Raw genomic sequence first — 24,675 nt, 5'->3', positions numbered from 1 at the left:
CGACCTAAGAATTCCGCAGTCGCGTGTTGAATTCGGCACGCTCATGATAATGTTCGGCCGAATCGTACCCTTACCGGAAAGGATGCCATGCAAGCGCTCCGGATCGCTGTCTTCCTGTTCTTCGCAATCTTGTGCAACGCCGCTGCGGCGCAACCGCTCAACGGCATTGCCATGCACGGAGATCCGGCGCTGCCGGCGGACTTCAAGCATTTCCCTTACGTCAATCCGGATGTCAAAAAGGGCGGCCGCATCAGCTATGGCGTCGTCGGCACTTTCGACAACCTCAATCCCTTCATTCTGAAGAGCATGCGCACGACGGCGCGCGGCATGTGGGACCCCGAATACGGCAATCTCGTGTACGAGTCGCTGATGCAGCGCTCCAGCGACGAGCCCTTCACGCTCTACGGACTGCTGGCGCAGACGGTCGAATGGGACGACAATCGCAGCTTCATCCAGTTCAACCTCAATCCGAAGGCTAGATGGTCGGACGGGCAGCCCGTGACGCCGGAAGATGTGATCTTCACCTTCCAGCTTCTGCGCGACAAGGGCCGTCCCAACCTTTCATCTCCGCTGAAAGCAGTCGCTAAGATGGAGAAGGTCGGCGAGCGCAGCGTGCTGATCCATTTCAACGAGGCGGCGAATCGCGAAACGCCGCTGATCATCGCCATGCTGCCAATCCTACCGAAACACGTCATCGATGTGGACAGTTTCGAGCGAACAACGCTCGCCCTTCCCGTCGGCTCCGGGCCTTACAAGATCAAGAGCATCGATCCAGGCCAGCGCATCATCTACCAGCGCGATCCCGACTACTGGGGCAAGGACATTCCCACGAAAGTCGGCATCGACAATTACGATGAGATATCCGTCACCTATTTCCTGCAGGAGACCACGCTGTTCGAATCGTTCAAGAAGGGCGATATCGACGTCTACCCCGATGGCAGCCCTAGTCACTGGCAGCAGGCCTATAATTTCCCGGCCGTAAGTTCAGGCGCCGTCGTCAAGGAGACGTTCACGCCGAAAACGCCCAGCGGCATGCTGGGTTTCGTCTTCAACGCACGCCGGCCGATCTTCGCCGACAAGAATGTGCGCAAGGGCCTGGCGCTCGCCTTCGATTTCGAATGGTTCAACCGCAACCTTGCCTCCAGCGCCTATACGCGCACGGAAAGCTATTGGCAGAATTCCGATCTCTCCTCGTTCGGCGTACCCGCCGATGCCAATGAGCTCGCCATGCTCGGCCCGATCAAGGACCGCATCGACGCCGATGTACTTGACGGCACCTACAAGCTGCCGGTCAGCGATGGCTCCGGTCGTGACCGCAAGATCTTGCGCAAGGCCGTCAACTTCCTCAAGCAAGGCGGCTATGCGATCAAGGGCGAGCGCATGGTCGATAGTGCCGGGCGGCAGCTCAGCTTCGAGATCATGACGCAGAATGCGGATCAGGAGCGTATCGCCATCGCCTATCGCCGTTCCCTAGAGCTGCTTGGCATAGCTGTCACGATCCGCACAGTCGACGATTCGCAATATCAGCTACGGACGGGGAACTACGATTACGACATGATCCTGAAAGCCTACCCCTCCTCGCTATCTCCCGGCACGGAGCAGCTTGGGCGATGGGGATCGGCGGCCGCCAAGGCGGCGGGCAGCTTCAATTATGCCGGTGTCGCGGACCCCGATGTCGATACGCTGATGAACCATTTCCTGACGGCGCATTCCGCCGAGGACTTTCGCGATGCGGTGCGCTCGTTCGATCGCATCCTGATATCAGGCTATTACGTCGTACCGCTCTATCACATCGCGCAGCAGTGGGTGGCGCGGCGAAGCCATATCGCCCATCCCGACGTGTTGCCGCTTTATGGTTACCAGCTGCCAGTCTGGTGGGACGCATCGGCACAGTAGCGTTGCATGGTTCCCTTTCGGTAACCGGTTGAAGCCATCGCCACAAAGGCCTAGATGGAGTGGAGCAGCCCGAAAACCGAAAGGATCAGAACCATGGAACGCATCACGATCGACATCGTCTCGGACGTCGTCTGCCCATGGTGCTATCTCGGCAAGGCCCGGCTCGAGCTGGCGATTGCCGAGGTGCAGGACGAAGTGGGCGTCGACCTCAACTGGCGTCCCTATCGCCTCAATCCCGATTATCCGCCGGAAGGCGTCGACCAGAAGAAGGCGCTCGAGCAGAAGCTCGGCGGCGCAGAGCGTGTCGCGCAGGGCCACAAGATGCTGACCGATCTCGGCCGCGAAGTGGGCATCAAGTTCGATTTCGACGCCATCAAGATCGGCCCCAACACGCTCGACGCGCACCGTCTCATCCATTGGGCCGTTACCGAAAGCCGCGAGAAGCAGGACAAGGTTGTGGACGCGCTTTTCAAGGCCAATTTCGAGGAGGGTCGTAATGTCGGCGACCACGCCGTTCTGCTTGAGATTGCCGAAGAGGCCGGGCTCGACCGCTCCATCATAGCCACCCTGCTTGCCTCCGACGCGGACCGCGATCTCATCGCCGGCGAAATCGAGGCCGCCCAGAAGATCGGCGTTACCGGCGTGCCCTTCTTCATCTTCGACCAGCAATACGCCGTCAGCGGCGCCCAGACGCCGGATGTGATCGCCGGCGCATTGCGCGATATCGCCAAGATGAAGGCCGAGGCGCGCGCCGGGATGAATTGAGCGACAAAAATTTAGGTCAGTCAGCCAATTCTACTAGTGGCTTTGGACACGGAAGATATCTTCCGCCCCACCGCCTCTACTCCCCTCATTCTGTCGAATCGAAATCGTCCTCGCTGGCATTCAGCATCGCCGCCAACGTGCGCAGGCCGCTGTCGAGCTGATCCATTGCCGGCGCCGCCAGCGCGAGCCTGACGGCATTCGGGGCATGGCCAGGCGTCACGGCGAAGGTGCTGGATGGAGTCAAGGCAATATCGCGCCTGGCGGCCGCGGCAACGAAACTCTGCGAGCGCCAATGCGCTGGCAACGTCAGCCACAGATGGTAGCATTTTCCATTGGTCTGGATTTCAAACTCGGAAAGACGATCCGCCGCCAGTTTCTGACGTGCCCGCGCGTCGATACGCTTCAGTCTGGTCAACTCGTCGACCGTACCATCGCCAATCAAACGCTGCGCGGCCGCAAAGGCAAATCCCGATGCCGTCCATCCGCCCGAACGCACAGAGGCAATCACACTTTCACGCAACCGCTGCGGCACTATAATGAAGCCGAGCGTCAGACCCGGAGCGACTTTCTTGGACAGGCTGTCGATGATAATGCAGCTGTCGGGCGCCAGTGCGGCAAGAGGCGGGCCTTCATCGAGGAAACCATAGACATGGTCTTCGATGATCGGAATGTCGAGCTTTTCGACGACGCGCAAAAGATCCGCGCGACGTTCCAAAGTCATCGTCATGCCCAACGGATTCTGGATCGCAGGCTGAATGTAGATGGCCGAAAGATACGCCTCTCGATGGGCCTTTTCCACTGCGTCCGGTCGCACACCACCTTCGTCCATCGCCAGCGGAACCAGCACGACACCCAACCGGGCCGCAATGCCTTTGATGAAGGGATAGGTCAAAGCCTCCACACCGCAGCGACCGCCGGTCGGAACGATTGCGGCGAGTGCCGCGGCGATACTCTGTCGTCCGTTCCCGGTGAATACGAACTGATCGGGTGCGGGAGACCATCCGCCTTGCGACATGTAAGCGGCCGCAATGCTTCGGATCGCCGGCGATCCGATGCTGACCGCCTGTCTCAATGCCGTGTCGAGCGCGGCTGCCCTCTCGAGACCATCCAGACTTTTCGCGATGAGCGCGGTCTGATCGGGAAGCATCGGGTAATTGAACTCGAGATCGATCCGGATGCCACGTGGTTCGCTTGTCGCGGCCGCGCCGCGCCTGGCGTCACCGGAAATGAAGGTGCCTCTGCCGACTTCGCCGACGACGAGGCCGCGGTGCAATAGCTCGGTGTAGACGCGGCTTGCCGTCGAGACCGCGATGTTGCGTTGATAGGCGAAGCTGCGCTGCGGAGGCAGGCGGTCACCTGGCCTGAGCCTGCCGTCGGCTATCTCGGCGGCGATCGCGTCTGCCAGCTTCAGATATTCGGATTTCGACATTTATTGCTCCGAGTGCAATGTTTCGATTGCACTGAGTAATATATCGGAACATTCTATCCTCATCAAATACATTGTACCGGAAACGGCAACATTCGCCACGCTTCAGTGCAGGAGGCTCACTCGACGAGTGCCTTCGCATGAGCAGGAACGATGTCGCCGTTCTCTCATCCAACAGGAGAAACAGTATGTCTGACATTGAGAGCAAGATCGGTCGCCGCGACTTCCTGGCCTCGTCGTTGCTTGGCGCAGTCGCATTGACCACCCCGCTCGCCGCTTATGCGCAATCCGGCACCCAGACCGGACCCGCCGAGATCCGCCCATTCACCTTCCGCGCATCGAACGCGGCACTCGCCGATCTGCGGGCACGCATTCTCGCAACGAGATGGCCGGAACGCGAAACGGTGCCGGATGCCTCGCAGGGCGTCAACCTCGCAACGATGCGGAAGCTCGCCGACTATTGGGCGCATCATCACGACTGGCGCAGAGCGGAGAAGTCCCTCAACGCCTGGCCCAATTTCATCACGGAGATCGATGGGCTCGACATCCATTTCATCCACGTGAAGTCGAAGCACCCGAACGCCCTTCCGGTGATGATCACCCATGGCTGGCCGGGCTCGGTCATCGAGCAATTGAAGATCATCGATCCGCTCACCAATCCCACAGCGCATGGCGGCACCGAAACCGATGCGTTCGACGTCGTCATCCCGTCGCTTCCGGGCTACGGTTTCTCCAGTAAGCCGACTGCAACCGGATGGGACCCTCAGCGCATCTCGCGAGCATGGGTCGAGCTGATGCAGCGCCTCGGCTATAGTAGGTATGCCGCCCAGGGTGGCGACTGGGGCAATGCAGTCACCGAGCAGATGGCGCTTCTCAAGCCCAAGGGATTGATCGGTGTCCATACGAATATGCCGGCGACGATTCCTGACGAAATCGCCAAAACGCTTCCCGACGGTCCGGCGCCGGCCAATCTTTCGGCCGACGAGCGCTATGCCTGGAACCAGCTCTCGTTCTTCTACAAGCACGGACTTGGCTACGCCCAGGAAATGGCTAACCGGCCGCAGACGCTTTATGCGCTCGCGGATTCCCCGATCGGCCTGGCGGCCTGGATGCTGGATCATGACGATCGCAGCCGCGCATTGATCACGCGTGTCTTCGACGGTGCCCAGGAAGGGCTGACGCGCGAGGATATTCTTGACAATATCACCCTCTACTGGTTGACCAACACAGCAGTCTCGTCGGCGCGCCTTTACTGGGAAAGCAAGCTTGCCTTCTTCGCTCCCAAGGGCGTGGAACTGCCGATGGGAGTGAGCGCGTTTCCCGACGAGATTTATACCGCGCCGGAAAGCTGGACGCGCAAGGCCTATCCCAATCTCATCCGCTACAACCGCCTGCCCAGGGGCGGTCATTTCGCCGCCTGGGAACAACCCCAGCTCCTTGCCGAAGAGTTGCGCGCGACTTTCCACACGTTGCGTTGAGGAGATTCACGTGAGGTCAATTGCCATACTTTACGCGTTAACGCCGGGGGCGACCACATGGAACTGACGGTCGCCACGATCCTCGTCGCCTTTGCTGGCGTCTTCCTGATCTGCGTAATGAAAGGCGCATTCGGCGGCGGGTTCTCCATTATCGGCATACCTCTGTTGTCGATCGTGATGGACCCGGTCACCGCCGGCGGCCTGCTTGCACCCCTGTTCGTCGCGATGGATCTGTTCGCACTGCGCTATTGGAAGCCTTCTACATGGTCGAAGCCGGATCTTGTGCTGCTCTTGCCGGGACTGATATTCGGCATCGGCTTTGGCTATCTGCTGTTCCGGCTCCTCGACCACCACGCCATCGCGATCGTGATGGGGGCGACCACCCTGATCTTTGTCGGCCTATGGCTTGTCAGGGGCGCGGAGATACCGAAACGTCCCCGTTCAGCGCCGAAAGCGATCGCGGCTGGCCTCGCCTCCGGCGTCACGACCATGGTGGCGCATTCGGGTGGACCGCCGCTTGCCATGTATTTGCTGCCTCTCGGCCTCAGCAAGGAAATCTATGCAGGAACGACCAGCCTTTTCTTTACTGTCGGCAACGCGACCAAGGCCGTGCCGTGGCTGCTATTGGTGAAGCCGACCACCGATCTCTGGATACTTATGGCGATTTGCCTGTTTGCCATTCCGAGCGGCGTATCGCTCGGTTGGCGGCTTCACGCAGTGCTGGACCAACGGCAGATCTATCGCGCCTGCTACGGCCTACTGGTCCTGACGGCAGCGAAATTACTATGGGACGGCGTATCCGGTTTGATGACGTGACCGAATGCTCACACTGCGCCGCGAGCAGCCGCCTCTTGAGCGCCGGAAAATCGCAGGCGAGGACGACGCTGCTGTCTTCATGTGATTTGAGCATGATATCTTCGCCAATTGGAGCATGGCCACCCGCCCGATTGCATTCGCTAAAGACAAACTCTTAAATAGGCCCGATCAAGAGATCGGGGACTCGGGGCGGGCATGGAACCAACACATTTATTCGAGTTGGTGATTGCAATGTTTGTAGCAATCATCGCGCTTCACTACTTAGCTCACCGGCTCGGAATGCCGCCATCCGTGGCACTGCTTGCAGGCGGCGGCCTGCTTGCCTTCCTGCCCGGCCTGCCGACCGTGCAGATCGATCCGGCCCTGGTGCTGATCATCTTCCTGCCGCCTCTCCTTCAGGACGGCGCTTGGTTCATCTCCATCGGTCGCCTGCGCCGGCACATGTTCGGTATCGCCTCGCTTGCCATCGGTGCAGTCTTCTTCACTTGTGCCGTGGTTGCCGTGGTAACGCACCTCCTGTTCCCATCGCTTCCCTGGGCGGCCTGCGCAGCACTTGGCGCCATCGTTTCGCCGCCCGACGCGGTTTCCGCTCGTGCGATCCTCGAACGCGTGAAGCTGCCTCGGCGTCTTCAGATCCTGCTGGAGGGTGAAAGCCTGCTTAACGATGCGAGCGGTCTGGTGCTTTTCCGCTTCGCCGTAGCCGCCGGGGTAACTGGTGCCTTCAGCGCAACGGAAGCAGTGGGAAGCTTCTTCCTGCTGGCAATTGGCGGTGCTGTCGTCGGTGCAATCGTCGGGACGGCATGGGTGCTGTTCGTGCGTCGGCTCGGCGACGAATATCTGATCATCGCCGCCACCGCGCTTCTGGCGTGGGTCTCCTATCTGCTCGGCGAACTCTTCCATGTGTCAGGCGTGATCGCGACGGTGACGACCGGGTTGATCCTGGGCTGGCATCAGCATACCGTGTTTTCGGCTTCGACACGCATGCGCGGCACCTCGTTCTGGACCGTCATGGTTTTTCTGATGGAAGCCGCAGTCTTCGTATTGATCGGCCTCTCCCTGCGCGGCGTTGTCGAGCGCGGCGGTGGGTTGGACGTCGTGGTCGCAACCATGGGATTGCCGATACTCGTCATCCTGCTCGCGCTCACCCTCGCGCGTTTTGCGTGGGCCTTCGGGTCCGACTTCGTCATCAAACTGTGTAACTTCCTGGGGGTAAAGCGATATACGCCGCTCGGTTTGCGCGCCGCGACCGTGCTCAGTTGGGCGGGCATCCGGGGCGTGGTCACGCTGGCCCTGGCGCTGAGCGTGCCCGAAAACTTCCCCGGCCGCGACTTCATCCTGGTCACGTCCTTTGCCGTCATTCTCGGGACCGTGCTTCTGCAGGGCACCACACTCGGGCACGTGATCAGGTGGTCGCGATTGGTGGAGCCGGAATCGACCAAGGCCCGCTTCACCATGAGCCAGGCGGAAGCCGCCATGGCCCAGGCGCAATGGGCGACCGTCCAGACGCTGGCTTACGACAGCGAAGGTAATCTCATTCATCCACAGCTGTTCAATCGCTATCAGACGAGAGCCGAAAAGATCGTCGACTATGCCGAGCGCACGAACGACTATGCCCCCATGCTCCAGGCGCATTTTGATGTTGTTCTGGAAGCGGTCGCGACGGGTCGCCGCGAACTCATACGGCTTCATCGTGCCGGCGACATCGATGACGAAACGCTCCACGAACTGGAACGCGACCTCGATCTGGAAGAACTGAGCGCGATTGCCGCTAAGTCCTGAGGGCCTTCACGCGCGGAAAGCCAAGCGGCGTGCTCAACCTTCCTACTTCGCCAGCTCTGCCAGCTGCGTCATGATAACAGCGGCCCCCTGAAGCCGCTTTTCCGGCGTCGGCAGGTCGCGCGTCAGGAAAACGCTGTGGTCGGGGCGGATCTTTGCCATGGTGCCCTGCTTGGCGATGTAGCCGACGAGGTTGGCCGGGTTCGGGAATTCCTTGTTGCGGAACTGAACGACGACGCCCTTCGGGCCGGCATCCAGCTTCTCGACATTGGCGATGCGGCAAAGCGACTTGATGTAGACGATCTTCAGGAGATGCTGCACCTCGATCGGCATCGGCCCGAACCGGTCAATCATTTCGGCACCGAAACCGTCGATCTCCTTGATTTCGGTGATTTCGCCCAGGCGGCGATAGAGCGCCATGCGCAGATGCAGATCCGGCACATAAGTCTCGGGAATCATAACCGTCGTGCCGACGGAAATCTGCGGCGACCAACCGGTATCCTGGATCTCGTCGACGCCCTTGACCTCGGCGACGGCCTCCTCGAGCATCTGCTGGTAGAGTTCGAAGCCGACTTCCTTGATATGGCCCGACTGTTCCTCGCCGAGCAGATTGCCGGCGCCGCGGATGTCGAGATCGTGGCTGGCGAGCTGGAAGCCGGCGCCGAGCGTATCGAGCGATTGCAGCACCTTCAGGCGTCGCTCGGCCGTCGTCGTCAGTACCTTGTTGACGGGCAGGGTGAAGAGCGCAAAGGCGCGTACCTTGGAACGGCCGACACGGCCGCGCAGCTGATAAAGCTGGGCCAGGCCGAACATGTCGGCGCGATGGACGATCAGCGTGTTGGCCGTCGGCACGTCGAGGCCGGATTCGACGATGGTGGTGGAGAGCAGCACATCGTACCGGCCTTCGTAGAAGGCGTTCATGATGTCTTCGAGTTCACCAGCCGGCATCTGGCCATGCGCGACCGCCACTTTCAGCTCGGGAACATCCGATTGCAGGAAGGCGTGGATGTCAGCGAGATCGGCCAGGCGCGGGCAGACATAGAAGCTCTGGCCACCGCGATAATGCTCGCGCATCAGTGTTTCGCGGATGACGAGCGAATCGAATGGCGAAATGAAGGTGCGCACCGCCATGCGGTCGACCGGCGGCGTGGTGATGAGCGACAGCTCGCGCACGCCCGTCATGGCAAGCTGCAGCGTACGCGGGATCGGCGTCGCAGACAGCGTCAGCACATGCACGTCGCTCTTCAGCTCCTTCAGGCGCTCCTTGTGCTTGACGCCGAAATGCTGCTCCTCGTCGATGACGAGCAGGCCGAGATTGGCAAACTGGATGCCTGCGCCGAGCAGCGCATGCGTGCCGACGACGATATCCGTCTTACCCTCGGAAACTTCCTTCTTGGTCAGCGCCAGTTCCTTGGTGCCGACGAGGCGGGACGCCTGCTGGATGCGGATCGGCAGGCCACGAAAGCGCTCGGAGAAAGTCTTGAAATGCTGGCGGGCGAGCAGCGTCGTCGGGACCACGACGGCAACCTGTGCGCCATTCATAGCGGCGACGAAGGCGGCGCGGAGCGCCACTTCCGTCTTGCCGAAGCCGACGTCGCCGCAGACGAGGCGGTCCATCGGCCGGCCGGCGCCGAGATCCTCGCGCACCGCCTCGATGGCGTTCATCTGGTCTTCGGTCTCATCATAGGGGAAGCGGGCGGCGAACTCGTCATAGAGTCCGTCAGGCGTCGCCAGTACCGGCGCATGCCGGGTCAGGCGCTCGGCCGCGATGCGGATCAAGGCGCCGGCCATGTCGAGCAGGCGCTTCTTGAGCTTGGCCTTGCGCATCTGCCAGGCGCCGCCACCGAGCCTGTCGAGCTGCGCCTCTGTGCCCTCGCCGCCATAGCGCGACAGAAGATCGATGTTTTCGACCGGCAGGAACAGCTTGGCATCGTCGGCATAGCGCAGCTCGAGACAGGCGTGCGGTGCGCCGGCGGCCTCAATGGTCCGGAGCCCGACGAAACGGCCGATGCCATGCTCGGCATGGACGACGATCGAACCTTCGTCGAGGCCTGCCACTTCCGAGATGAAATCGGCGGCGCGCTTGCGGCGTTTGGAGCGGCGCACCATACGGTCGCCAAGGATATCCTGCTCGCCGATGATGACGAGATCGCCGGCCTCGAAACCGGCTTCCAGGCTGAGCACGGCAGCCGCCGCTTCGCCTTTCGCCAGGCTGCCGAGATCCTTGAAGGCTTCGATCGTCTTGACGCGTGCCAAGCCATGCTCGGCCAGCACCTGCAGCAGGCGATCGAGCGAGCCTTCGGTCCAGGCTGAGATCAGCACCTTGGCTCCGGAGGCGCGCTTGTCGGCAATATGCTTGACGACGGCATCGAAGACGTTGATGCGCTCGCTGTCGGCGCTATCGGTCGCGGAGCGTGCCCAGCGCGGCCCCTGCCGAGCATCGAGGCTGACGACGCGGCGCGCCTCACCCTCATGCTCGTTGAAGGGCGAAATGCGGATGGCACTGAACGCGTCGAGTGCGTTCCCGAAAGCCTTGCCATCGAGGTAGAGCTGCCCGGGGGTCACGGGCTTATAGGGCGTGCCCTGCCCCATCTGGCCCTTGCTCTGCTGGCCGGAATTCAGGCGGGCGTCGTAATAGTCGAAGACGAGCTTGGAACGTTCTTCAGCAGCCTCGCGCACCGTATGGTCCGTCACCAGCCGGAAGCCCTTGAGATAGTCGAAGACCGTCTCCAGCTTCTCGTAGAAGAGCGGCAGCCAGTGTTCCATGCCGGCGTAGCGGCGTCCCTCGGACACGGCGAGATAGAGCGCGTCGTCGCGGGTGGCAGCGCCGAAGGCGGAAAGATAATTCTTGCGGAAGCGGCTGATCGTATCCGGCGTCAGCGTTACCTCGCTCATCGGGTTGAGGTCGAGGGAGCGGACCTGCCCGGTCGTGCGCTGGCTGGCCGGATCGAAGCTGCGGATACTTTCAAGGGTATCGCCGAAGAAATCCAGGCGCACCGGCTCTTCCTCACCCGGAACGAAGACGTCGAGAATGCCGCCGCGCACGGCAAATTCGCCGACCTCGCGCACGGTCGCCACGCGGTCGAAGCCGTTGCGCTCCAGGCGGGCCGCGATATCGTCCATCCGGACCTGATTCCCCGGCCGCGCCGAGAAGGCCAGGCTCTCGATAATGTCCTGCGGCGCGACCTTCTGCAGCATGGCGTTGACGGTCACCAGCACGACCGCCGCATGCGGCTTGCGATGGTGCGCGATGAGGCCGGACAATGCCGCCAGGCGCCGGGCCGATGTGTCGGAGCTCGGAGATACGCGGTCGTAGGGAAGGCAATCCCAGGCCGGCAGGGTGAGCACCGGAATTTCAGGCGCGATGAAGCCAAGCATCTGCTCGACATCGGCCATGTGCTGGCCGTCGGACATGACATAGGCGACCGGCTGGCCGGCCTTTGCCATCTCGGCAATCAGGAACGGCTCCAGCCCCGCCGGAACATGACCGATCGTCATCGGCTCGCTTCCGGCGAGCAGCTTCTTCGCGTCGAAATCAGGGATCATTTGGTTAATCCAAACCTCTCGGCGATTTCATCGAAATCAGGCTTGTAGGAGGCCAGGCGCTCAAAGAGCGGTGTTTGCAGATGCTGCGGCGTCGGCTCGGTCCCGAGTATCCACTTGACGAGGTCGTTGTCCTCCTCGGCCATGATACGCTCGAGTTCATCGAGATCGGCCTCCGCAAGGCCTGGCAACTCGTTGTCGGCGAACTGGCCGAAGACCAGATCCATCTCGCGGATGCCGCGATGCCAACAGCGAAAAAGGATGCGCCGACGGCGGGGATCGAGATCGGCACTGCTGAGGGTGAGCCCAGTCATCAAAAACACCTTTATGTTGATGCGTCTCTATAAAACCAGCAGGGAAAGGTGGGAACCGATTTTTCAGAAAAAAGCATCCGGGGCGCAATTTTCCGGGGAGTGTTCGGCTCAATCGGGTCGAGTTCCACGCCGCCCCTTGCCAAATCCACCCTGCCCGTCGCATTTTGCCCGCCATGCGTCCCGCCATCCTCGATCCGCTATTTGCCTCCATATCTTCGCTGCCCGGTGTCGGGCCGAAGGTCTCCGAGCTGCTCGTGAAACTGCTCGACCGCGAGACAATCGACGATTGCCGCGTCATCGACCTTTTGTTTCATGCGCCGCATTCGATCATCGACCGGCGTGAGCAGCCGGGCATTGCCAGGGCGCCGCAGGGCGCGATCGTCACCATTACCGGCCGTGTCGACCGTCACCAGGCGCCGCCGGCGCGCAGCAACGTGCCCTATCGCGTCTACCTGCATGACGAAACCGGGGAGCTGGCGTTGGTCTTCTTCCGCGGCAAGGCCCAATGGCTCGAAAAGCAGCTGCCGCTCGACGAGACCGTAACCGTCAGCGGCAAGGTCGACTGGTTCAACGGCCGGCCATCGATGGTGCATCCCGACTACATCATGCGCGAGAGCGAGGCGGAAAATCTGCCGCTGGTTGAGCCGGTCTATCCGCTGACCGCCGGACTCACACCAAAGTTCCTGCGCAAAACCATCGAGGCGGCGCTGCCGCGCATCCCCGAGCTACCCGAATGGGATGATATCGCCCTTACCCAGAAACAGGGCTTCCCGTCGATCTCCGACAGCTTCCACATGCTGCATGCTCCGCGAGATGCCGCCGATATCGATCCGCAGGCGCCGGCCCGCCGCCGCCTTGCCTATGATGAATTTCTGGCGGGACAATTGTCGCTCTCACTCGTGCGCCAGAGGCTGCGCAAGGTCGCGGGCAAGCCTGTGCATGCGACAGGAGAAATCAGCGGCAAGATATTGGAATCTCTGCCGTTCTCAATGACAAACAGCCAACGGGAGGCCGTTGCCGACATTCTCAAGGATATGGCTGGTACGGAACGCATGCTGCGTCTGCTGCAGGGCGATGTCGGCGCCGGTAAGACGCTTGTGGCGTTGATGGCGATCGCTGCCGCAATCGAAAGCGGCGGCCAGGCGGTGTTGATGGCGCCAACCGAAATCCTGGCACGACAACATCACGCGACGATCTCAAAATTTGCAGCAAATATAAATCTTTCCGTCGAAGTTCTCACAGGCCGCACGAAGGGTCGGGAACGAGATGCCATTCTCGAACGTATCGCCTCCGGGGAAGCGCAGATCATCATAGGTACGCATGCTCTGTTCCAGGATAGCGTCGCCTACGCCAACCTCATGCTGGCCGTCGTCGACGAACAGCATCGCTTCGGCGTCCATCAGCGCCTGCGCCTGACCGCGAAGGGCGTCTCGCCGCACATGCTCGTCATGACCGCGACGCCCATCCCACGAACGCTGGTGTTGGCCGCGTTCGGCGATATGGATGTCTCCAAGCTCACGGAAAAGCCAGCCGGCCGCAAGCCGATACAGACGATCACCATCCCGAACGAACGAACCGGCGAGATCGTCGGAAGGCTTAAAAGTGCGCTATCGGAAGGCAAGAAAGCCTATTGGATTTGCCCACTTGTGGAGGAATCCGAAGAATCGGATTTAATGTCTGTCGAAGAGCGTCATGCGACATTGACCAGCGCCCTCGGCCCCGGCATCGGCCTCATCCATGGCCGGATGAGCGGCCCGGAAAAAGATGCCGTCATGATGGCCTTCAAGAATGGCGAAATCCGCCTGCTTGTGGCAACGACGGTCGTCGAAGTGGGTGTCGACGTGCCGGATGCGTCGATCATGGTCATCGAACATGCGGAGCGTTTCGGCCTGGCGCAGTTGCATCAGCTGCGTGGCCGTGTCGGACGCGGCGATGAGGCCTCCACCTGCATCCTGCTCTACAAGGGACCGCTTGGCGAGACCGGCCATGCGCGGCTGTCGATCATGCGCGACACCGAAGACGGCTTTCGCATTGCCGAAGAGGATCTGAAGCTGCGTGGCGAGGGCGAGCTCTTGGGCACGCGCCAGTCCGGCACGCCGGGTTTTCGCATCGCCAGCCTCGAGGCTCATGCCGACCTTCTGGAAATCGCTCGCAAGGATGCCGCCTATCTGATCGAGCGCGATCCGGAGCTGACAAGCGAACGCGGCTCGGCAGTGCGCACCCTGCTCTATCTCTTCCGCCGCGACGAAGCGATCCGCTTCCTGCGGGCAGGTTGAATGGATGGACGCGTCTGCCGCGTCCATCCCTATTTCACCTGATTACTTCGCAGCAAGACCCGGAATCGTGACCTGAAACACCTGGAACATGGTGTCGACATCCGCGCCGCTGTCATCCTTATAGGCAGCCCCAACCTGGAAGCCGTCCTGGGTGATGAAATCATTGTCGTTGGCGACGAACAGGAAATAGTCGTCCGGCAGCTTCGGGTCCTGAACGCTGGCGAGCGACATGGCCTCCCATTTTTCCGAGAGATTGTTGCGGTCGTTCGGAGCGCCGTTGTGAAGGCCGAAGCGGGCCAGATCGGCATTGTCGTTGATGTCGATGAACTGGCTGACCGTCGCCGGCTTCACCGACGGATCGAGGACGCCCTTTGGAGCGACAGCCGTGTCGCCGTCGAACTTGCCGCCGCCAATGTCGGTTGCAGCGGACGCATCGACAGCGACGATGCTGCGATAGATCGACTTGTCGCCCTTCTGGCCGTAACCGTTGTTGCTGTCGCGCGCGAGCATCAGGAAGCTCGTCGGCGAGAGCGCCACGATTTCGCTCTGGGCAGCAACGGCCGTCTTGCCCTTGTCATTGGTGAAGACCGGCAGCGGTACGACATATTCATGCGCCAGTTTCAGATGATCGAGATCGGCTACATCGTAGACCAGAGCACGCGTATTCTGCCGCGTCGAGCCGGAATCGCCGCCATCCTGGCGGGTCGCCGACTGGAGCACGGCGATCAGGAACTTGCCGTCCGGGGTGAGCGACATGCCCTCGAAGCCCTGGTTGTTCTGGCGGCCTCTGGTCGGGTCCTTCGGATCGGGCGCGGTTTCGCCAGGTCCCGGATTGTTCGAGGAGAAGTTCACGGCACCATGGCGCATCGGCAGGAAGGCGGCCGGCGGTGTTGTGACCGACATCATTTGGCCAGCCGCCGAGAAGCGATAGATATAGGGGCCGTATTCATCACTGATGAACATCGAGCCGTCGGGCAGACGGGCGATGGCTTCGTTGTCGAGCGAGATCTTGCCGTTCGGCGCTTGCGGCAACAACGGCATGGCGCCTTCCGGATTGCGGACACCGTTTGCCGGGTCGAGGCCGGTCGTGTCGGCGCCCTTGCTGTCCTTCAGCAGCAGGCTATCCGCGAGCTTGGCGTCGACGCCCGACTGTTCCTTGCCTGCTGCCGGCGTTGCGCCGGGAGCGACGGGCGTCAGCTTGACATCGATGGTGTTGAGGCGTGCACGGTAATCCGTGGTGCCCGCAACATTGTAACCACGGTCCGGCAGTAGCCACAACGATCCCTTGTAGGTGCCGTCTGCATTGCGGGTCCAGCTCTTGGTGTCGATCGACATGCCCGAGCCCGAGCCAAAAGTCTCGCCGAACTTGTCGCGCTGGTTGGCCGGAATACGACCGATGGCGACGCGTCCCTTGTTGACGAGCGTTACGCCCTGGACGCTTACGGAATTATCTGCGAGTGCCGTCAGCGGCGCGGTAAAAACAAATGTGGCGAGTGCAGCCGACAGCAGCGGCAAGCTCTTCGAACGCATATATCCCAAGACAATATCCTCCTGATGAAAACCCTTGCGGAGATAACGGCATCGATCTCCGGCCTGCTTTCAAACCGCGTCGAAAGACGAGAGCCGGTGCCGACGCTCCGAACATTCGATGATGAGATACATCCGATTATCGGTCCCCAACGACGATCTAAGGCGTCAACATGATAGGGACATGACAGTTCGCGCTATACGCGAGGATATCCATCCAACTATAGGAAAGGGAGTAATTCTAGGATAGGGACTTGATGGGAACGGGTTGCCGCAGCTCCTTGGCGGCGATCAGTTCCTTGTATTCGGGCGCAACGAGGCCGCCTGAAATCAGGAGCTTGGCACCGTCCTCGGGGCTCATGTCGAGCACCGTGATCTTTTCACGCGGAACGAAGACCAGAAATCCTGCCGTCGGCACCGGCGTCGGCGGCAAAAAGACCGCCACCATGTCCTGCCCCATGGCGTTGAATTTCGAGGCGATCTCGCCCTTGGCATCGGTCGATATGAACACCATGGACCAGAGGCCGGGGCTCGGATACTCGATCAGCCCGACCTTTTTGAAGGACGTGCCCTGCTCCTTGAGCACGGTTTCGAAGATCTGCTTGACGCTCTTGTAGATGGTCCGCACCAGCGGAACGCGATTGACGATCGACTCGCCGACGCGGACGATGCTCTGGCCGATCAGGTTCTTGGCGAGAAAACCGACCAGCGTGATGAAGATCATGGCGATCAGTAGGCCGGTGCCGGGAACGGCGAAATTCAGATAGCTCTCCGGGTCGTAGCGCGCGGGGATATAGGGGCGAACCCAGCTATCGGCCCAATGGACGACCGACCATGTCAGCCAGAGAGTAATGGCGATCGGAGCGCAGATGATCAGGCCGGCCAGGAAATTGTTTCTGATCCGCGTGGTCACGGACATTTTGATGAGCTTTTCAGTCATTCGCCGCTCGAAACTCCGTTCCGCCGCCTACCTCTATCAGGCCAATCCTCCCCACCATCTCCGTGGACGAATCGTGCCAGAAATCGGCGCGGCAGACAACCCGCCAACCGCGTCGCCGCGCCGAACAAACGTCCGGCTCACGACGACGTGACAGCAAATGCGCGACGGAAGGAGTCCTATTCCACAGTGACTGATTTCGCGAGATTGCGCGGCTGATCGACGTCCGTGCCCATGAAGACAGCGGTATGATAGGCAAGCAATTGAATAGGCAGCGAAAAGATGATCGGCGCGATGATCTCGTCGACGACGGGCAAGGTGATCGTCGCCATGGTCGGCAATGTCGACGCGGCCGCGCCGAGTTCATCCGTGATGAAGATGATTCGACCGCCGCGCGCCGCCACTTCCTGCATGTTGGAAACGGTCTTGTCGAAGAAGCGGTCATGCGGCGCGATGACGATCACGGGCATGTTCTCATCGATCAACGCGATCGGCCCATGCTTCAATTCGCCGGCCGCGTAGCCTTCGGCGTGGATATAGGAGATTTCCTTGAGCTTCAGCGCGCCTTCCATGGCGAGCGGGAAGCTGGTGCCGCGGCCGAGATAGAGCACATCCTTGAACTTCGAGATCTCGCGCGACAGGCTTTCCATTTGCGGCTGGATGAGGTTCAGGACGTTCGCCATGATGCGCGGCATCTCGACAAGATGGCGCACCATTTCCTGTTCATCCGCAGCGCTGACGGTACCACGCGCGACACCGGCTCCGATCGCCAGCGAAGCGAGTACGGCGAGCTGGCAGGTGAAAGCCTTGGTCGAGGCGACACCGATTTCCGGACCTGCCATGATCGGAAACACCGCATCGGATTCGCGCGCGATGGTCGATTCCTTGACGTTGACGACGGCACCGATCTTCAGGCCGTTATCCCGGCAATAGCGCAGCGAGGCGAGCGTATCAGCCGTCTCGCCGGACTGCGAGATGAACAGCGCCGCCTGAGACGGCGACAAAGGCATTTCGCGATAACGGAACTCGGAGGCAACGTCGATCTCGACCGGGAGGCGCGCATAGCGCTCGAACCAGTATTTGCCGACCAGGCCGGCGAGATAGGCCGTGCCGCAGGCAGAAATTGCGAGACCTGAAACGCCGCCGAAGTCGATCGCCGATATCTCCGGACGTACGCGATGACTGGCGAAATCGACGTAATGGCTGAGCGCATGGGAGATGACCTCCGGTTGCTCGTAGATTTCCTTTTCCATGAAGTGGCGATGGTTGCCCTTGTCGACCACATAGGCCGTCGCCTGGGAAATCTGCCTCGGCCTTTTCACTTCCTTGCCGTTGAAGTCGAGAATGGTCGCGCCGGCATGGGTGACGATGGCGCAATCGCCATCGACGAGATAGGTGATCTCGTTGGTGAACGGTGCAAGCGCGATGGCATCCGAACCGAGAAACATCTCGCCCTTGCCGTAACCCACGGCAAGCGGCGGGCCGGAGCGCGCCGCCATCAGCGTGCCGGGATCGTTCTCGAACATTACGGCCAGTGCGTAAGCGCCGGTCACACGGTTCAGCATATTCAGCATCGCTGTGCGCGGATCGAGACCTTCGGCGACATAGCGCGCGAGCAGATGCGCCACGACTTCGGTGTCCGTCTGCGAAGCAAAGACCTTGCCTTCGGCTTTCAGCTCCTCCCGCAACTCGGAGAAGTTTTCAATGATGCCGTTGTGGACGACGGCAACGCCCTCGACGAAATGCGGATGGGCGTTGGTCTCATTCGGAACGCCGTGCGTTGCCCAGCGCGTGTGCGCAATGCCCGTCGTGCCGGGCAAAGGGTTCGACTCGAGCCGCTTCTCCAGATTGAAGAGTTTTCCTTCAGCGCGGCGGCGATCCATCACGCCGTCATGGATTGTCGCGACGCCAGCCGAATCGTAACCGCGATATTCGAGGCGCCGTAGCGCATCCACCAGGCGATCCGCCACAGGTGCTGTTCCGACGATCCCAACAATACCGCACATACAACTCTCCGTCTGGCCTCAGATATGAGGGCAAGTCCTAATCAATCCTGCAATTTTCTCAATTGCCACAACGGTCACTTTCAATTTCGGACCGTTACGTGAAACGCGCAAGGGTTTAATGGCCGCCCTTCTTCGCCGCCTTGACGGCGAGCGCTCGTTCGCGGATCACCTTGGCACGCTCCGGCTTCACTTCCTGACGCGCCCGGCCGAAGGCCAAAGCATCAGCCGGAACATCGTCGGTGATGACGCTGCCGGAGGCGATGTATGCGCCGTCACCGATGCGAATAGGCGCCACCAGCGATGAGTTGGAACCAATGAAGGCATTGCTGCCGATATGCGTCTCGTATTTGTTGACGCCATCATAGTTGCAGGTGATCGTGCCGGCGCCGATATTGCTGCCCGCCCCGATCGTCGCGTCGCCGATATAGGCCAGATGGTTGACCTTGGCACCCTCGCCGATCTTGCCGTTCTTGACTTCGCAGAAATTGCCGACCTTGGCGCCACCAGCGAGATCGGCGCCCGGACGCAGCCGTGCAAACGGTCCAACCGTCGCGCCGACGCTGACATGAGCGCCCTCGATATGCGAGAAGGCATGGATAACCGCGCCGCCCTCGATGACCGCGCCGGGACCAAAGACGACGTTTGGCTCGATCAACGCATCCTGGCCGATCACGGTGTCATAGGCGAGAAATACGGTTTCCGGCGCAATCATGGTCACGCCCGACAGCATCAGCTCATGCCGGCGGCGCTCCTGCCAGAGGCGCTCGATGAAGGCAAGTTCGGCGCGGTTGTTGCAGCCGGTCATCTCGACCTCAGGCGCATCGACGGCAACGGTGCGGCCGCCCTGCGCACGGGCGATTTCCACCAGATCGGTGAGATAGTACTCGCCCTTGGCGTTGTTGTTGCCGATGCGATCGAGAAGCTCCAGCGCCTTGCGGCCGTTGATCGCCATCAGACCGCTATTGCACCACTTTATCGCCAGCTCGGCATCGGTCGCGTCCTTCGCCTCGCGGATGGCAATCAGTTCGCCGTCCTTGACCAGCAATCGGCCGTAAGCGTTGGGATGATCCGTATGGAAGCCGATGACGACGACGTCGTTGCCGTCGGCCAGCCCCTGGCGCGCCGCACGGAGCGGCGTGTCGGTCAGCAGAGGCACGTCCCCATAGGCGACGATGATATCGTCATAACCTCTGGCAATTGCCTCGCTAGCAGCCAGCACGGCGTGACCGGTTCCGAGACGTTCCTTCTGCAGATAGGATTCGACGGTAATGCCGCCGATTGATGCTGCCGCGCCCACCTCATCCGCATTGCGGCCGACGACCAGAGCTGCCGCCGAAATATCGGTCTTGGCGATCGCCTCCATCACATGGGCAATCATCGGACGGCCGGCGATCGGGTGCAGAACCTTCGACATCGACGACTTCATGCGGGTACTGTCGCCGGCGGCGAGGATGATGGCCAGACAGCTGCGTTCCATTTCAAGCTCCGAATTATACGGTCAGGCACTGCCCGCGACCGGGCGAGTCCCCTCATAGCAACAAGTCGAGCGATGAACTACGGCGAAATTCAAGACGAAGCTCAGGCTTCGGCAAGAGCCTCGAAAGCTTCCAGCACGTGCTGACGCCCATCGATGATCACGAATTCCATCGCCTTGTGTGCCGCCAGGCCATCACGCGCGGCAATGGCATCGACAATGGCCATGTGCGTGTCGGCAATATTGCCGAAACCGTTGCTCTCAGGGGGCGCGCTCATCCGAAACATGCCGACGAGCGCTGCCTCGATGAGCCCGCCGAGCGACCGCATGAAGGGGTTCTGCGAGGCTTCGGTGATTGCCAGATGGAAATGCAGATCGGCAACGGCGAGACTATCCGACGTGTGATGCGGGGCAGCCATATCAGCCGCAAGCCGACGCAGCAGATCAATGTCCTCACGGCTGGCGCGTTCCGCCACGAGGCCGGCTGCAAAAGGCTCAAACGCCATGCGTATATCGTAGAGGTGGAGAAGGAACTCCTTGTTGATGCCGCTTTCGAAATGCCAGTTGAGCACATCGTTGTCGAACATGTTCCAATAGATCTTCTCGGTGACGCGCGTGCCGACGCGCGCGCGCGGTACGACCATCCCCTTTGCCGCCAGGGTCTTCATGCTCTCGCGCAGAACGGTGCGAGATACTTTGAATCTCAACAGAAGCTCGCTGTCGCCCGGAAGGATGCTGCCGATCGGAAAATCACCCGATACGATTGCCTTGCCGAGATCGTCGACCACCTGCGCATGGCTTGTGCGCGATTTTCCCTCGGGTTTTCTCGTATCAAGCAATCGGCTACGCAAACATGCTGTCCTTCCCTCAAACGTAACGTCGATTGAAACGGGAAAGCAGCAGAAGACCCTTCTGCATCAGAATAAATGCAAACAGCAACAAACCGATCAGTATCTTCGTCCACCAGCTGGAAAGCGTTCCATCGAAGGTGATGTAGGTCTGAATCAAGCCCTGTATGAGAATTCCGATGAGTGTTCCTCCGACGAACCCCGCTCCTCCCGTTAGCAGTGTTCCGCCTATGACCACGGCAGCGATAGCATCCAGCTCGACGCCGACCGTGGCAAGCGAATATCCCGCTGATGTATAAATGGAAAAAACGATTCCGGATAGACCAGCGAGGAAGCCGGACAGGGCATAGATCTGGATCGTCGTGCGCCCGACGGGAACGCCCATGAGTTCGGCCGTCTGCACGCCACCGCCCAGCGCATAAACATTGGCGCCGAAGCGTGTGCGATGCGCAAGGATAATGCCGCCGGCGAAGACGAGCAGCATGACGCCGCCGATCAGCGTCAGCCGACCGCCGCCCGGCATCAGCCAATAGAGATCGTTGAGCTGCGAGTAGAAATCATGCTCGATCGGGATGCTGTCGATGGAGAGCACGAAGGCTATTCCCCTTGCCAGAAACATGCCGGCAAGCGTTACGATGAACGGCGGCATACCCAGATAGTAGATGACGGCGCCCATGCCGGCGCCGAAGATCGTGGTGATCACCAACACGAGAGCGAAAGCCAACAGTGGATGGATCGAGGTATCCCGCAGGACGATCGCCAGGAAAACGCCGGTAAAGGCGATGACCGAGCCGATCGACAGATCGATGCCGCCGGAGATGATCACGAATGTCATGCCGACTGCGGCAATCCCCAGAAAGGCGTTGTCAGTCAACAGGTTGCCGGCCACCCGCGTCGACAGCATGTTCGGATATTCCGCCACGCAGCCCGCATAGGCCAGGATGAAGATAACGATCGTCGCGAGCAGTGGAAGATACTTCGAATTCACTTCGTCTGCTCCCTGTGGACCATCTGCTCATCGCCTCGACGCCGCAAGAAGAACGCCGTGGCGGACTGCAGGGCGGGAGACTGGATGACCAGAATGACGATGACGATGATCGCCTTGATCACCAGATTGAATTCCGGCGGAAAGCCGGACAGCAGGATGCCGGTATTGACTGATTGGATGATCATCGCCCCAATCAGCGAACCGACGATGCTGAAGCGGCCGCCAAGCAGCGAGTTGCCGCCCACGACCACGGCGAGGATCGCATCGAGTTCGAGCCACAAGCCAGCATTGTTGGCATCGGCACCCTTGATATCGGCCGAAACGATGATGCCGGCGATGGAAGCACAAAGGCCGCTCAGCGCATAGACCGCAATCAACAAGACCGGCGTCTGGATGCCGGAGAGCGTGCTTGCCCGGCGATTGATGCCGATCGCTTCGACCAGCATGCCAAGCGCCGTACGCCTGACCAGCAGGATGACGACAAGCGCCGCCAGCAGCCAGATCACCACGGGCATGGGCAACGCGGCGAAGGCACCGCTGCCGAGAAAGATCAGCCCGTCATTGTTGAAGGTGAGGATCGTGCCCTCAGTGATCAATTGCGCAATCCCGCGGCCGGCCACCATCAGCACCAGGGTCGCGATGATCGGCTGGATATCGAGCACTGCCACAAGGAAACCGTTCCAGAAGCCGCATGCAAGCCCGATGCCGATCGTCAGCATCAGCGTATAGGCAAGCGAATATCCGGAAACTATCGATGATGCTGCTACCGCGCCGCAGATCGCAATCACCGCGCCAACCGAAAGGTCGATTCCCTTGGTGGCGATGACCAGCGTCATGCCGATCGACAGCAACGCCACCGGGGCGCCGCGATTAAGGACGTCGATGAGGCTCCCATAAAGTCTTCCATTCTGAATTTCCAGATGAAAAAAATGCGGGAACATAATGAAGTTCAATAGAAGAATTGCCGCCAGCGCAATGAGCTGCGGCAGCAGCCGAAGCAAGGATGCCTTGATTTGCGAACTCATGCATCCTCCCGATTCTTCTGTGTTGTCGCAATCGCTTCGACGATATTGCCGGCGGTTATCTCTCCACCGGTCAGCTCGGCGATATGTTCCCGGTCACGCAGGACGATGACGCGCGAGCTATAGGCGACAAGTTCCTCCAGTTCGGATGAAATGACCACCAGCGACATACCTTGTCGGCAAAGATCTTCAATCAGGCGGATAATTTCCGCATGTGCGCCGACGTCGATGCCGCGCGTCGGCTCATCCAGAATGAGGAAATTGGGATTGGTCGCCAACCACCGCGCAAGGATCGCCTTCTGCTGGTTGCCACCCGACAGAAGCCTGATCGGCTTCTCACGGTCGGTCGTGCGGATATCCAATGCCTTGATGTAGCGATCGGCGATGGCGTTCTGTTCGCCGCGCGGCAAGGGCCTCGCCCAGCCACGACGCGCTTGCAGGGCCATGACGATGTTTTCGCGGATGGAAAGATCGCCGATGATGCCGTCCGTCTTGCGGTCCTCCGGGCAAAAGCCGAAACCGTTCTTGATGGCGGCGCGCGGGCTGGAAAGGGTAACGGTGTTGCCTTCGACCGTCGCCTCGCCGCTATCGGCCCGCTCGACGCCGAAGAGCACCTCGGCGGTCTCAGTGCGGCCAGACCCGAGCAGACCGGCGACGCCAACCACTTCGCCGCCACGAACCTCCATGTCGAAGGGTTTGATTTTGCCGCGCTTGCCGAAATTCGCGAAGCGATACTTTACCGGCCCGCTTGCGTTGGTGACCTGCTTTGCGGCACTCTCCGTCTGCGCAAGCTCACGACCCAGCATCATGGCGATCAGGGTTTGCCGTGAAAGTCCTTCCGCATCCCGCGTGCCTACCAGACGACCGTTGCGGAGAACGGTGATCCGATCGCAGATTTCGTAAACCTGCTCGAGAAAATGTGTAATAAAAACAATTCCAAGGCCGCGCTGCTTCAGCCTCGTGACGATACCGAACAACATGGCAACCTCTTGCGTATCGAGGCTCGCCGTCGGCTCGTCCAGGATCAGAACCTTGCCGGAGAGATCGACGGCGCGGGCGATAGCAATGACCTGCTGGATGGCAACCGAATACCGGTCGAGCTGACGGCCGACATCGATATCTATGCCATATTGCGCCAGCAGATCCCTGGCCATGCCGTTCATGACGCGGTTGCTGACCATGCCGAAGCGCCGCGGCTGGCGACCGAGGAACAGGTTCTCCGCCACACTCAGGTTCGGGAGCAGATTCACCTCCTGGTAGACCGTTCCAATGCCGAGTTTCTGGGCCGCGAGCGTATCATGCGGATCAATCTCAGTGCCATCGAGAATCAAAGTGCCTGCATCGCGGCGATAGGCGCCGGTCATGCATTTGATCAGCGTCGACTTTCCCGCTCCGTTTTCACCGAGCAGCGCATGGACTTCGCCGCGCATCAGCGTGAAATCGACATGATCGAGGGCGGTCGAGCCGGGGAAATATTTGCAGAAGCCTGTTGCTGTCAGAAGTCGCTCGACGTCGTGAGCCATGAGGCGTGAAGTCCTTGGATTTGAGCCAATAGCGAAAGCGGTAGCCGGCGCATACGGATG

General features: G+C 60.6%; 17 protein-coding genes. 6 read left to right on the top strand and 11 right to left on the bottom strand.

Annotated features, from left to right (window positions below; all coding sequences use genetic code 11):
• Positions 1-87 precede the first annotated feature (87 nt).
• Positions 88-1,896 (top strand): extracellular solute-binding protein, encoded by a 1,809-nt coding sequence (locus tag ACIQWP_RS23275; RefSeq protein WP_402792726.1) that lies wholly within the window; start codon positions 88-90, stop codon positions 1,894-1,896.
• A 93-nt stretch (positions 1,897-1,989) separates the two neighbouring features.
• Positions 1,990-2,661, top strand: a complete 672-nt coding sequence (locus ACIQWP_RS23270; RefSeq protein ID WP_402792724.1) for a DsbA family oxidoreductase — start codon at positions 1,990-1,992, stop codon at positions 2,659-2,661.
• A gap of 85 nt (positions 2,662-2,746) precedes the next feature.
• Here the strand turns inward: ACIQWP_RS23270 and ACIQWP_RS23265 are convergent, their stop codons facing one another.
• Positions 2,747-4,090, bottom strand: coding sequence for a PLP-dependent aminotransferase family protein (locus ACIQWP_RS23265; protein WP_402792723.1), 1,344 nt, complete (start codon positions 4,088-4,090; stop codon positions 2,747-2,749).
• 185 nt (positions 4,091-4,275) lie between these two features.
• Between ACIQWP_RS23265 and ACIQWP_RS23260 the strand changes: the two genes are divergently transcribed.
• The 3 genes from ACIQWP_RS23260 to ACIQWP_RS23250 all read left to right on the top strand — a co-directional run bounded on the left by ACIQWP_RS23260 (position 4,276) and on the right by ACIQWP_RS23250 (position 8,160).
• The gene (locus ACIQWP_RS23260) at positions 4,276-5,565 is read left to right on the top strand and encodes an epoxide hydrolase family protein (RefSeq protein ID WP_402792722.1); all 1,290 of its coding nucleotides are present in this window, start codon (positions 4,276-4,278) and stop codon (positions 5,563-5,565) included.
• 57 nt (positions 5,566-5,622) lie between these two features.
• Positions 5,623-6,381: a sulfite exporter TauE/SafE family protein gene (locus tag ACIQWP_RS23255; RefSeq protein WP_402792720.1), complete on the top strand. Its 759-nt coding sequence runs from the start codon at positions 5,623-5,625 to the stop codon at positions 6,379-6,381.
• 195 nt (positions 6,382-6,576) lie between these two features.
• Entirely contained in the window at positions 6,577-8,160 is a 1,584-nt protein-coding gene (locus ACIQWP_RS23250; RefSeq protein ID WP_402792718.1) for a Na+/H+ antiporter, read from the top strand.
• Between the two features lie 42 nt (positions 8,161-8,202).
• On the opposite strand, the gene mfd is transcribed toward ACIQWP_RS23250, so the two are convergent.
• Entirely contained in the window at positions 8,203-11,703 is a 3,501-nt protein-coding gene (mfd, locus tag ACIQWP_RS23245; protein ID WP_402792716.1) for a transcription-repair coupling factor, read from the bottom strand.
• The gene (locus ACIQWP_RS23240) at positions 11,700-12,014 is read right to left on the bottom strand and encodes a succinate dehydrogenase assembly factor 2 (RefSeq protein ID WP_402792714.1); all 315 of its coding nucleotides are present in this window, start codon (positions 12,012-12,014) and stop codon (positions 11,700-11,702) included. Before ACIQWP_RS23240 ends, mfd begins: the two co-directional genes overlap by 4 nt.
• A 173-nt stretch (positions 12,015-12,187) precedes the next feature.
• On the opposite strand from ACIQWP_RS23240, the gene recG reads away from it, so the two are divergent.
• Positions 12,188-14,290 carry an ATP-dependent DNA helicase RecG gene (gene recG, locus ACIQWP_RS23235; protein ID WP_402792712.1) on the top strand — a complete coding sequence of 701 codons (2,103 nt, stop codon included), beginning with the start codon at positions 12,188-12,190 and terminating at the stop codon, positions 14,288-14,290.
• Positions 14,291-14,332: 42 nt separating this feature from the next.
• Here the strand turns inward: recG and ACIQWP_RS23230 are convergent, their stop codons facing one another.
• The 8 genes from ACIQWP_RS23230 to ytfR form a co-directional block, all read right to left on the bottom strand.
• The gene (locus tag ACIQWP_RS23230; protein WP_402792951.1) at positions 14,333-15,820 is read right to left on the bottom strand and encodes an esterase-like activity of phytase family protein; all 1,488 of its coding nucleotides are present in this window, start codon (positions 15,818-15,820) and stop codon (positions 14,333-14,335) included.
• 238 nt (positions 15,821-16,058) lie between these two features.
• Positions 16,059-16,757: a DUF502 domain-containing protein gene (locus ACIQWP_RS23225; protein WP_402792710.1), complete on the bottom strand. Its 699-nt coding sequence runs from the start codon at positions 16,755-16,757 to the stop codon at positions 16,059-16,061.
• Positions 16,758-16,933: 176 nt separating this feature from the next.
• A complete protein-coding gene (glmS, locus tag ACIQWP_RS23220; RefSeq protein ID WP_402792708.1) occupies positions 16,934-18,760 on the bottom strand; it encodes a glutamine--fructose-6-phosphate transaminase (isomerizing) in 1,827 nt (608 codons plus the stop codon).
• Between the two features lie 115 nt (positions 18,761-18,875).
• On the bottom strand, positions 18,876-20,237 hold the full coding sequence (glmU, locus tag ACIQWP_RS23215; protein WP_402792706.1) for a bifunctional UDP-N-acetylglucosamine diphosphorylase/glucosamine-1-phosphate N-acetyltransferase GlmU: 1,362 nt from the start codon (positions 20,235-20,237) through the stop codon (positions 18,876-18,878).
• A 101-nt stretch (positions 20,238-20,338) separates the two neighbouring features.
• Positions 20,339-21,085 (bottom strand): FadR/GntR family transcriptional regulator, encoded by a 747-nt coding sequence (locus tag ACIQWP_RS23210; RefSeq protein ID WP_402792704.1) that lies wholly within the window; start codon positions 21,083-21,085, stop codon positions 20,339-20,341.
• 16 nt (positions 21,086-21,101) lie between these two features.
• Complete coding sequence (yjfF, locus tag ACIQWP_RS23205; protein WP_402792702.1) at positions 21,102-22,070, bottom strand: galactofuranose ABC transporter, permease protein YjfF; 969 nt, start codon at positions 22,068-22,070, stop codon at positions 21,102-21,104.
• Positions 22,067-23,095 (bottom strand): ABC transporter permease, encoded by a 1,029-nt coding sequence (locus tag ACIQWP_RS23200; protein ID WP_402792700.1) that lies wholly within the window; start codon positions 23,093-23,095, stop codon positions 22,067-22,069. Before ACIQWP_RS23200 ends, yjfF begins: the two co-directional genes overlap by 4 nt.
• Positions 23,092-24,615: a galactofuranose ABC transporter, ATP-binding protein YtfR gene (gene ytfR, locus ACIQWP_RS23195; protein ID WP_402792698.1), complete on the bottom strand. Its 1,524-nt coding sequence runs from the start codon at positions 24,613-24,615 to the stop codon at positions 23,092-23,094. The genes ACIQWP_RS23200 and ytfR overlap by 4 nt, the downstream gene beginning before the upstream one ends.
• Between the last annotated feature and the right edge of the window lie 60 nt (positions 24,616-24,675).

The organism is Rhizobium sp. NPDC090279 (assembly GCF_044769665.1).
GTDB lineage: Bacteria > Pseudomonadota > Alphaproteobacteria > Rhizobiales > Rhizobiaceae > Rhizobium.
The sequence above is the reverse complement of the archived record's forward strand: the minus strand, read 5'-3'. Positions and strand labels throughout refer to the sequence as shown.

Coding starts and splice junctions, on each gene's coding strand:
- ACIQWP_RS23260 (WP_402792722.1), top strand. CDS start 4,276: ATGTCTGACATTGAGAGCAAGATCGGTCGCCGCGACTTCCTGGCCTCG.
- ACIQWP_RS23255 (WP_402792720.1), top strand. CDS start 5,623: ATGGAACTGACGGTCGCCACGATCCTCGTCGCCTTTGCTGGCGTCTTC.
- ACIQWP_RS23240 (WP_402792714.1), bottom strand. CDS start 12,014: ATGACTGGGCTCACCCTCAGCAGTGCCGATCTCGATCCCCGCCGTCGG.
- ACIQWP_RS23275 (WP_402792726.1), top strand. CDS start 88: ATGCAAGCGCTCCGGATCGCTGTCTTCCTGTTCTTCGCAATCTTGTGC.
- ACIQWP_RS23225 (WP_402792710.1), bottom strand. CDS start 16,757: ATGACTGAAAAGCTCATCAAAATGTCCGTGACCACGCGGATCAGAAAC.
- mfd (WP_402792716.1), bottom strand. CDS start 11,703: ATGATCCCTGATTTCGACGCGAAGAAGCTGCTCGCCGGAAGCGAGCCG.
- glmS (WP_402792708.1), bottom strand. CDS start 18,760: ATGTGCGGTATTGTTGGGATCGTCGGAACAGCACCTGTGGCGGATCGC.
- ACIQWP_RS23265 (WP_402792723.1), bottom strand. CDS start 4,090: ATGTCGAAATCCGAATATCTGAAGCTGGCAGACGCGATCGCCGCCGAG.
- recG (WP_402792712.1), top strand. CDS start 12,188: ATGCGTCCCGCCATCCTCGATCCGCTATTTGCCTCCATATCTTCGCTG.
- ACIQWP_RS23250 (WP_402792718.1), top strand. CDS start 6,577: ATGGAACCAACACATTTATTCGAGTTGGTGATTGCAATGTTTGTAGCA.
- ACIQWP_RS23270 (WP_402792724.1), top strand. CDS start 1,990: ATGGAACGCATCACGATCGACATCGTCTCGGACGTCGTCTGCCCATGG.
- ACIQWP_RS23200 (WP_402792700.1), bottom strand. CDS start 23,095: ATGAGTTCGCAAATCAAGGCATCCTTGCTTCGGCTGCTGCCGCAGCTC.
- ytfR (WP_402792698.1), bottom strand. CDS start 24,615: ATGGCTCACGACGTCGAGCGACTTCTGACAGCAACAGGCTTCTGCAAA.
- ACIQWP_RS23230 (WP_402792951.1), bottom strand. CDS start 15,820: ATGCGTTCGAAGAGCTTGCCGCTGCTGTCGGCTGCACTCGCCACATTT.
- glmU (WP_402792706.1), bottom strand. CDS start 20,237: ATGGAACGCAGCTGTCTGGCCATCATCCTCGCCGCCGGCGACAGTACC.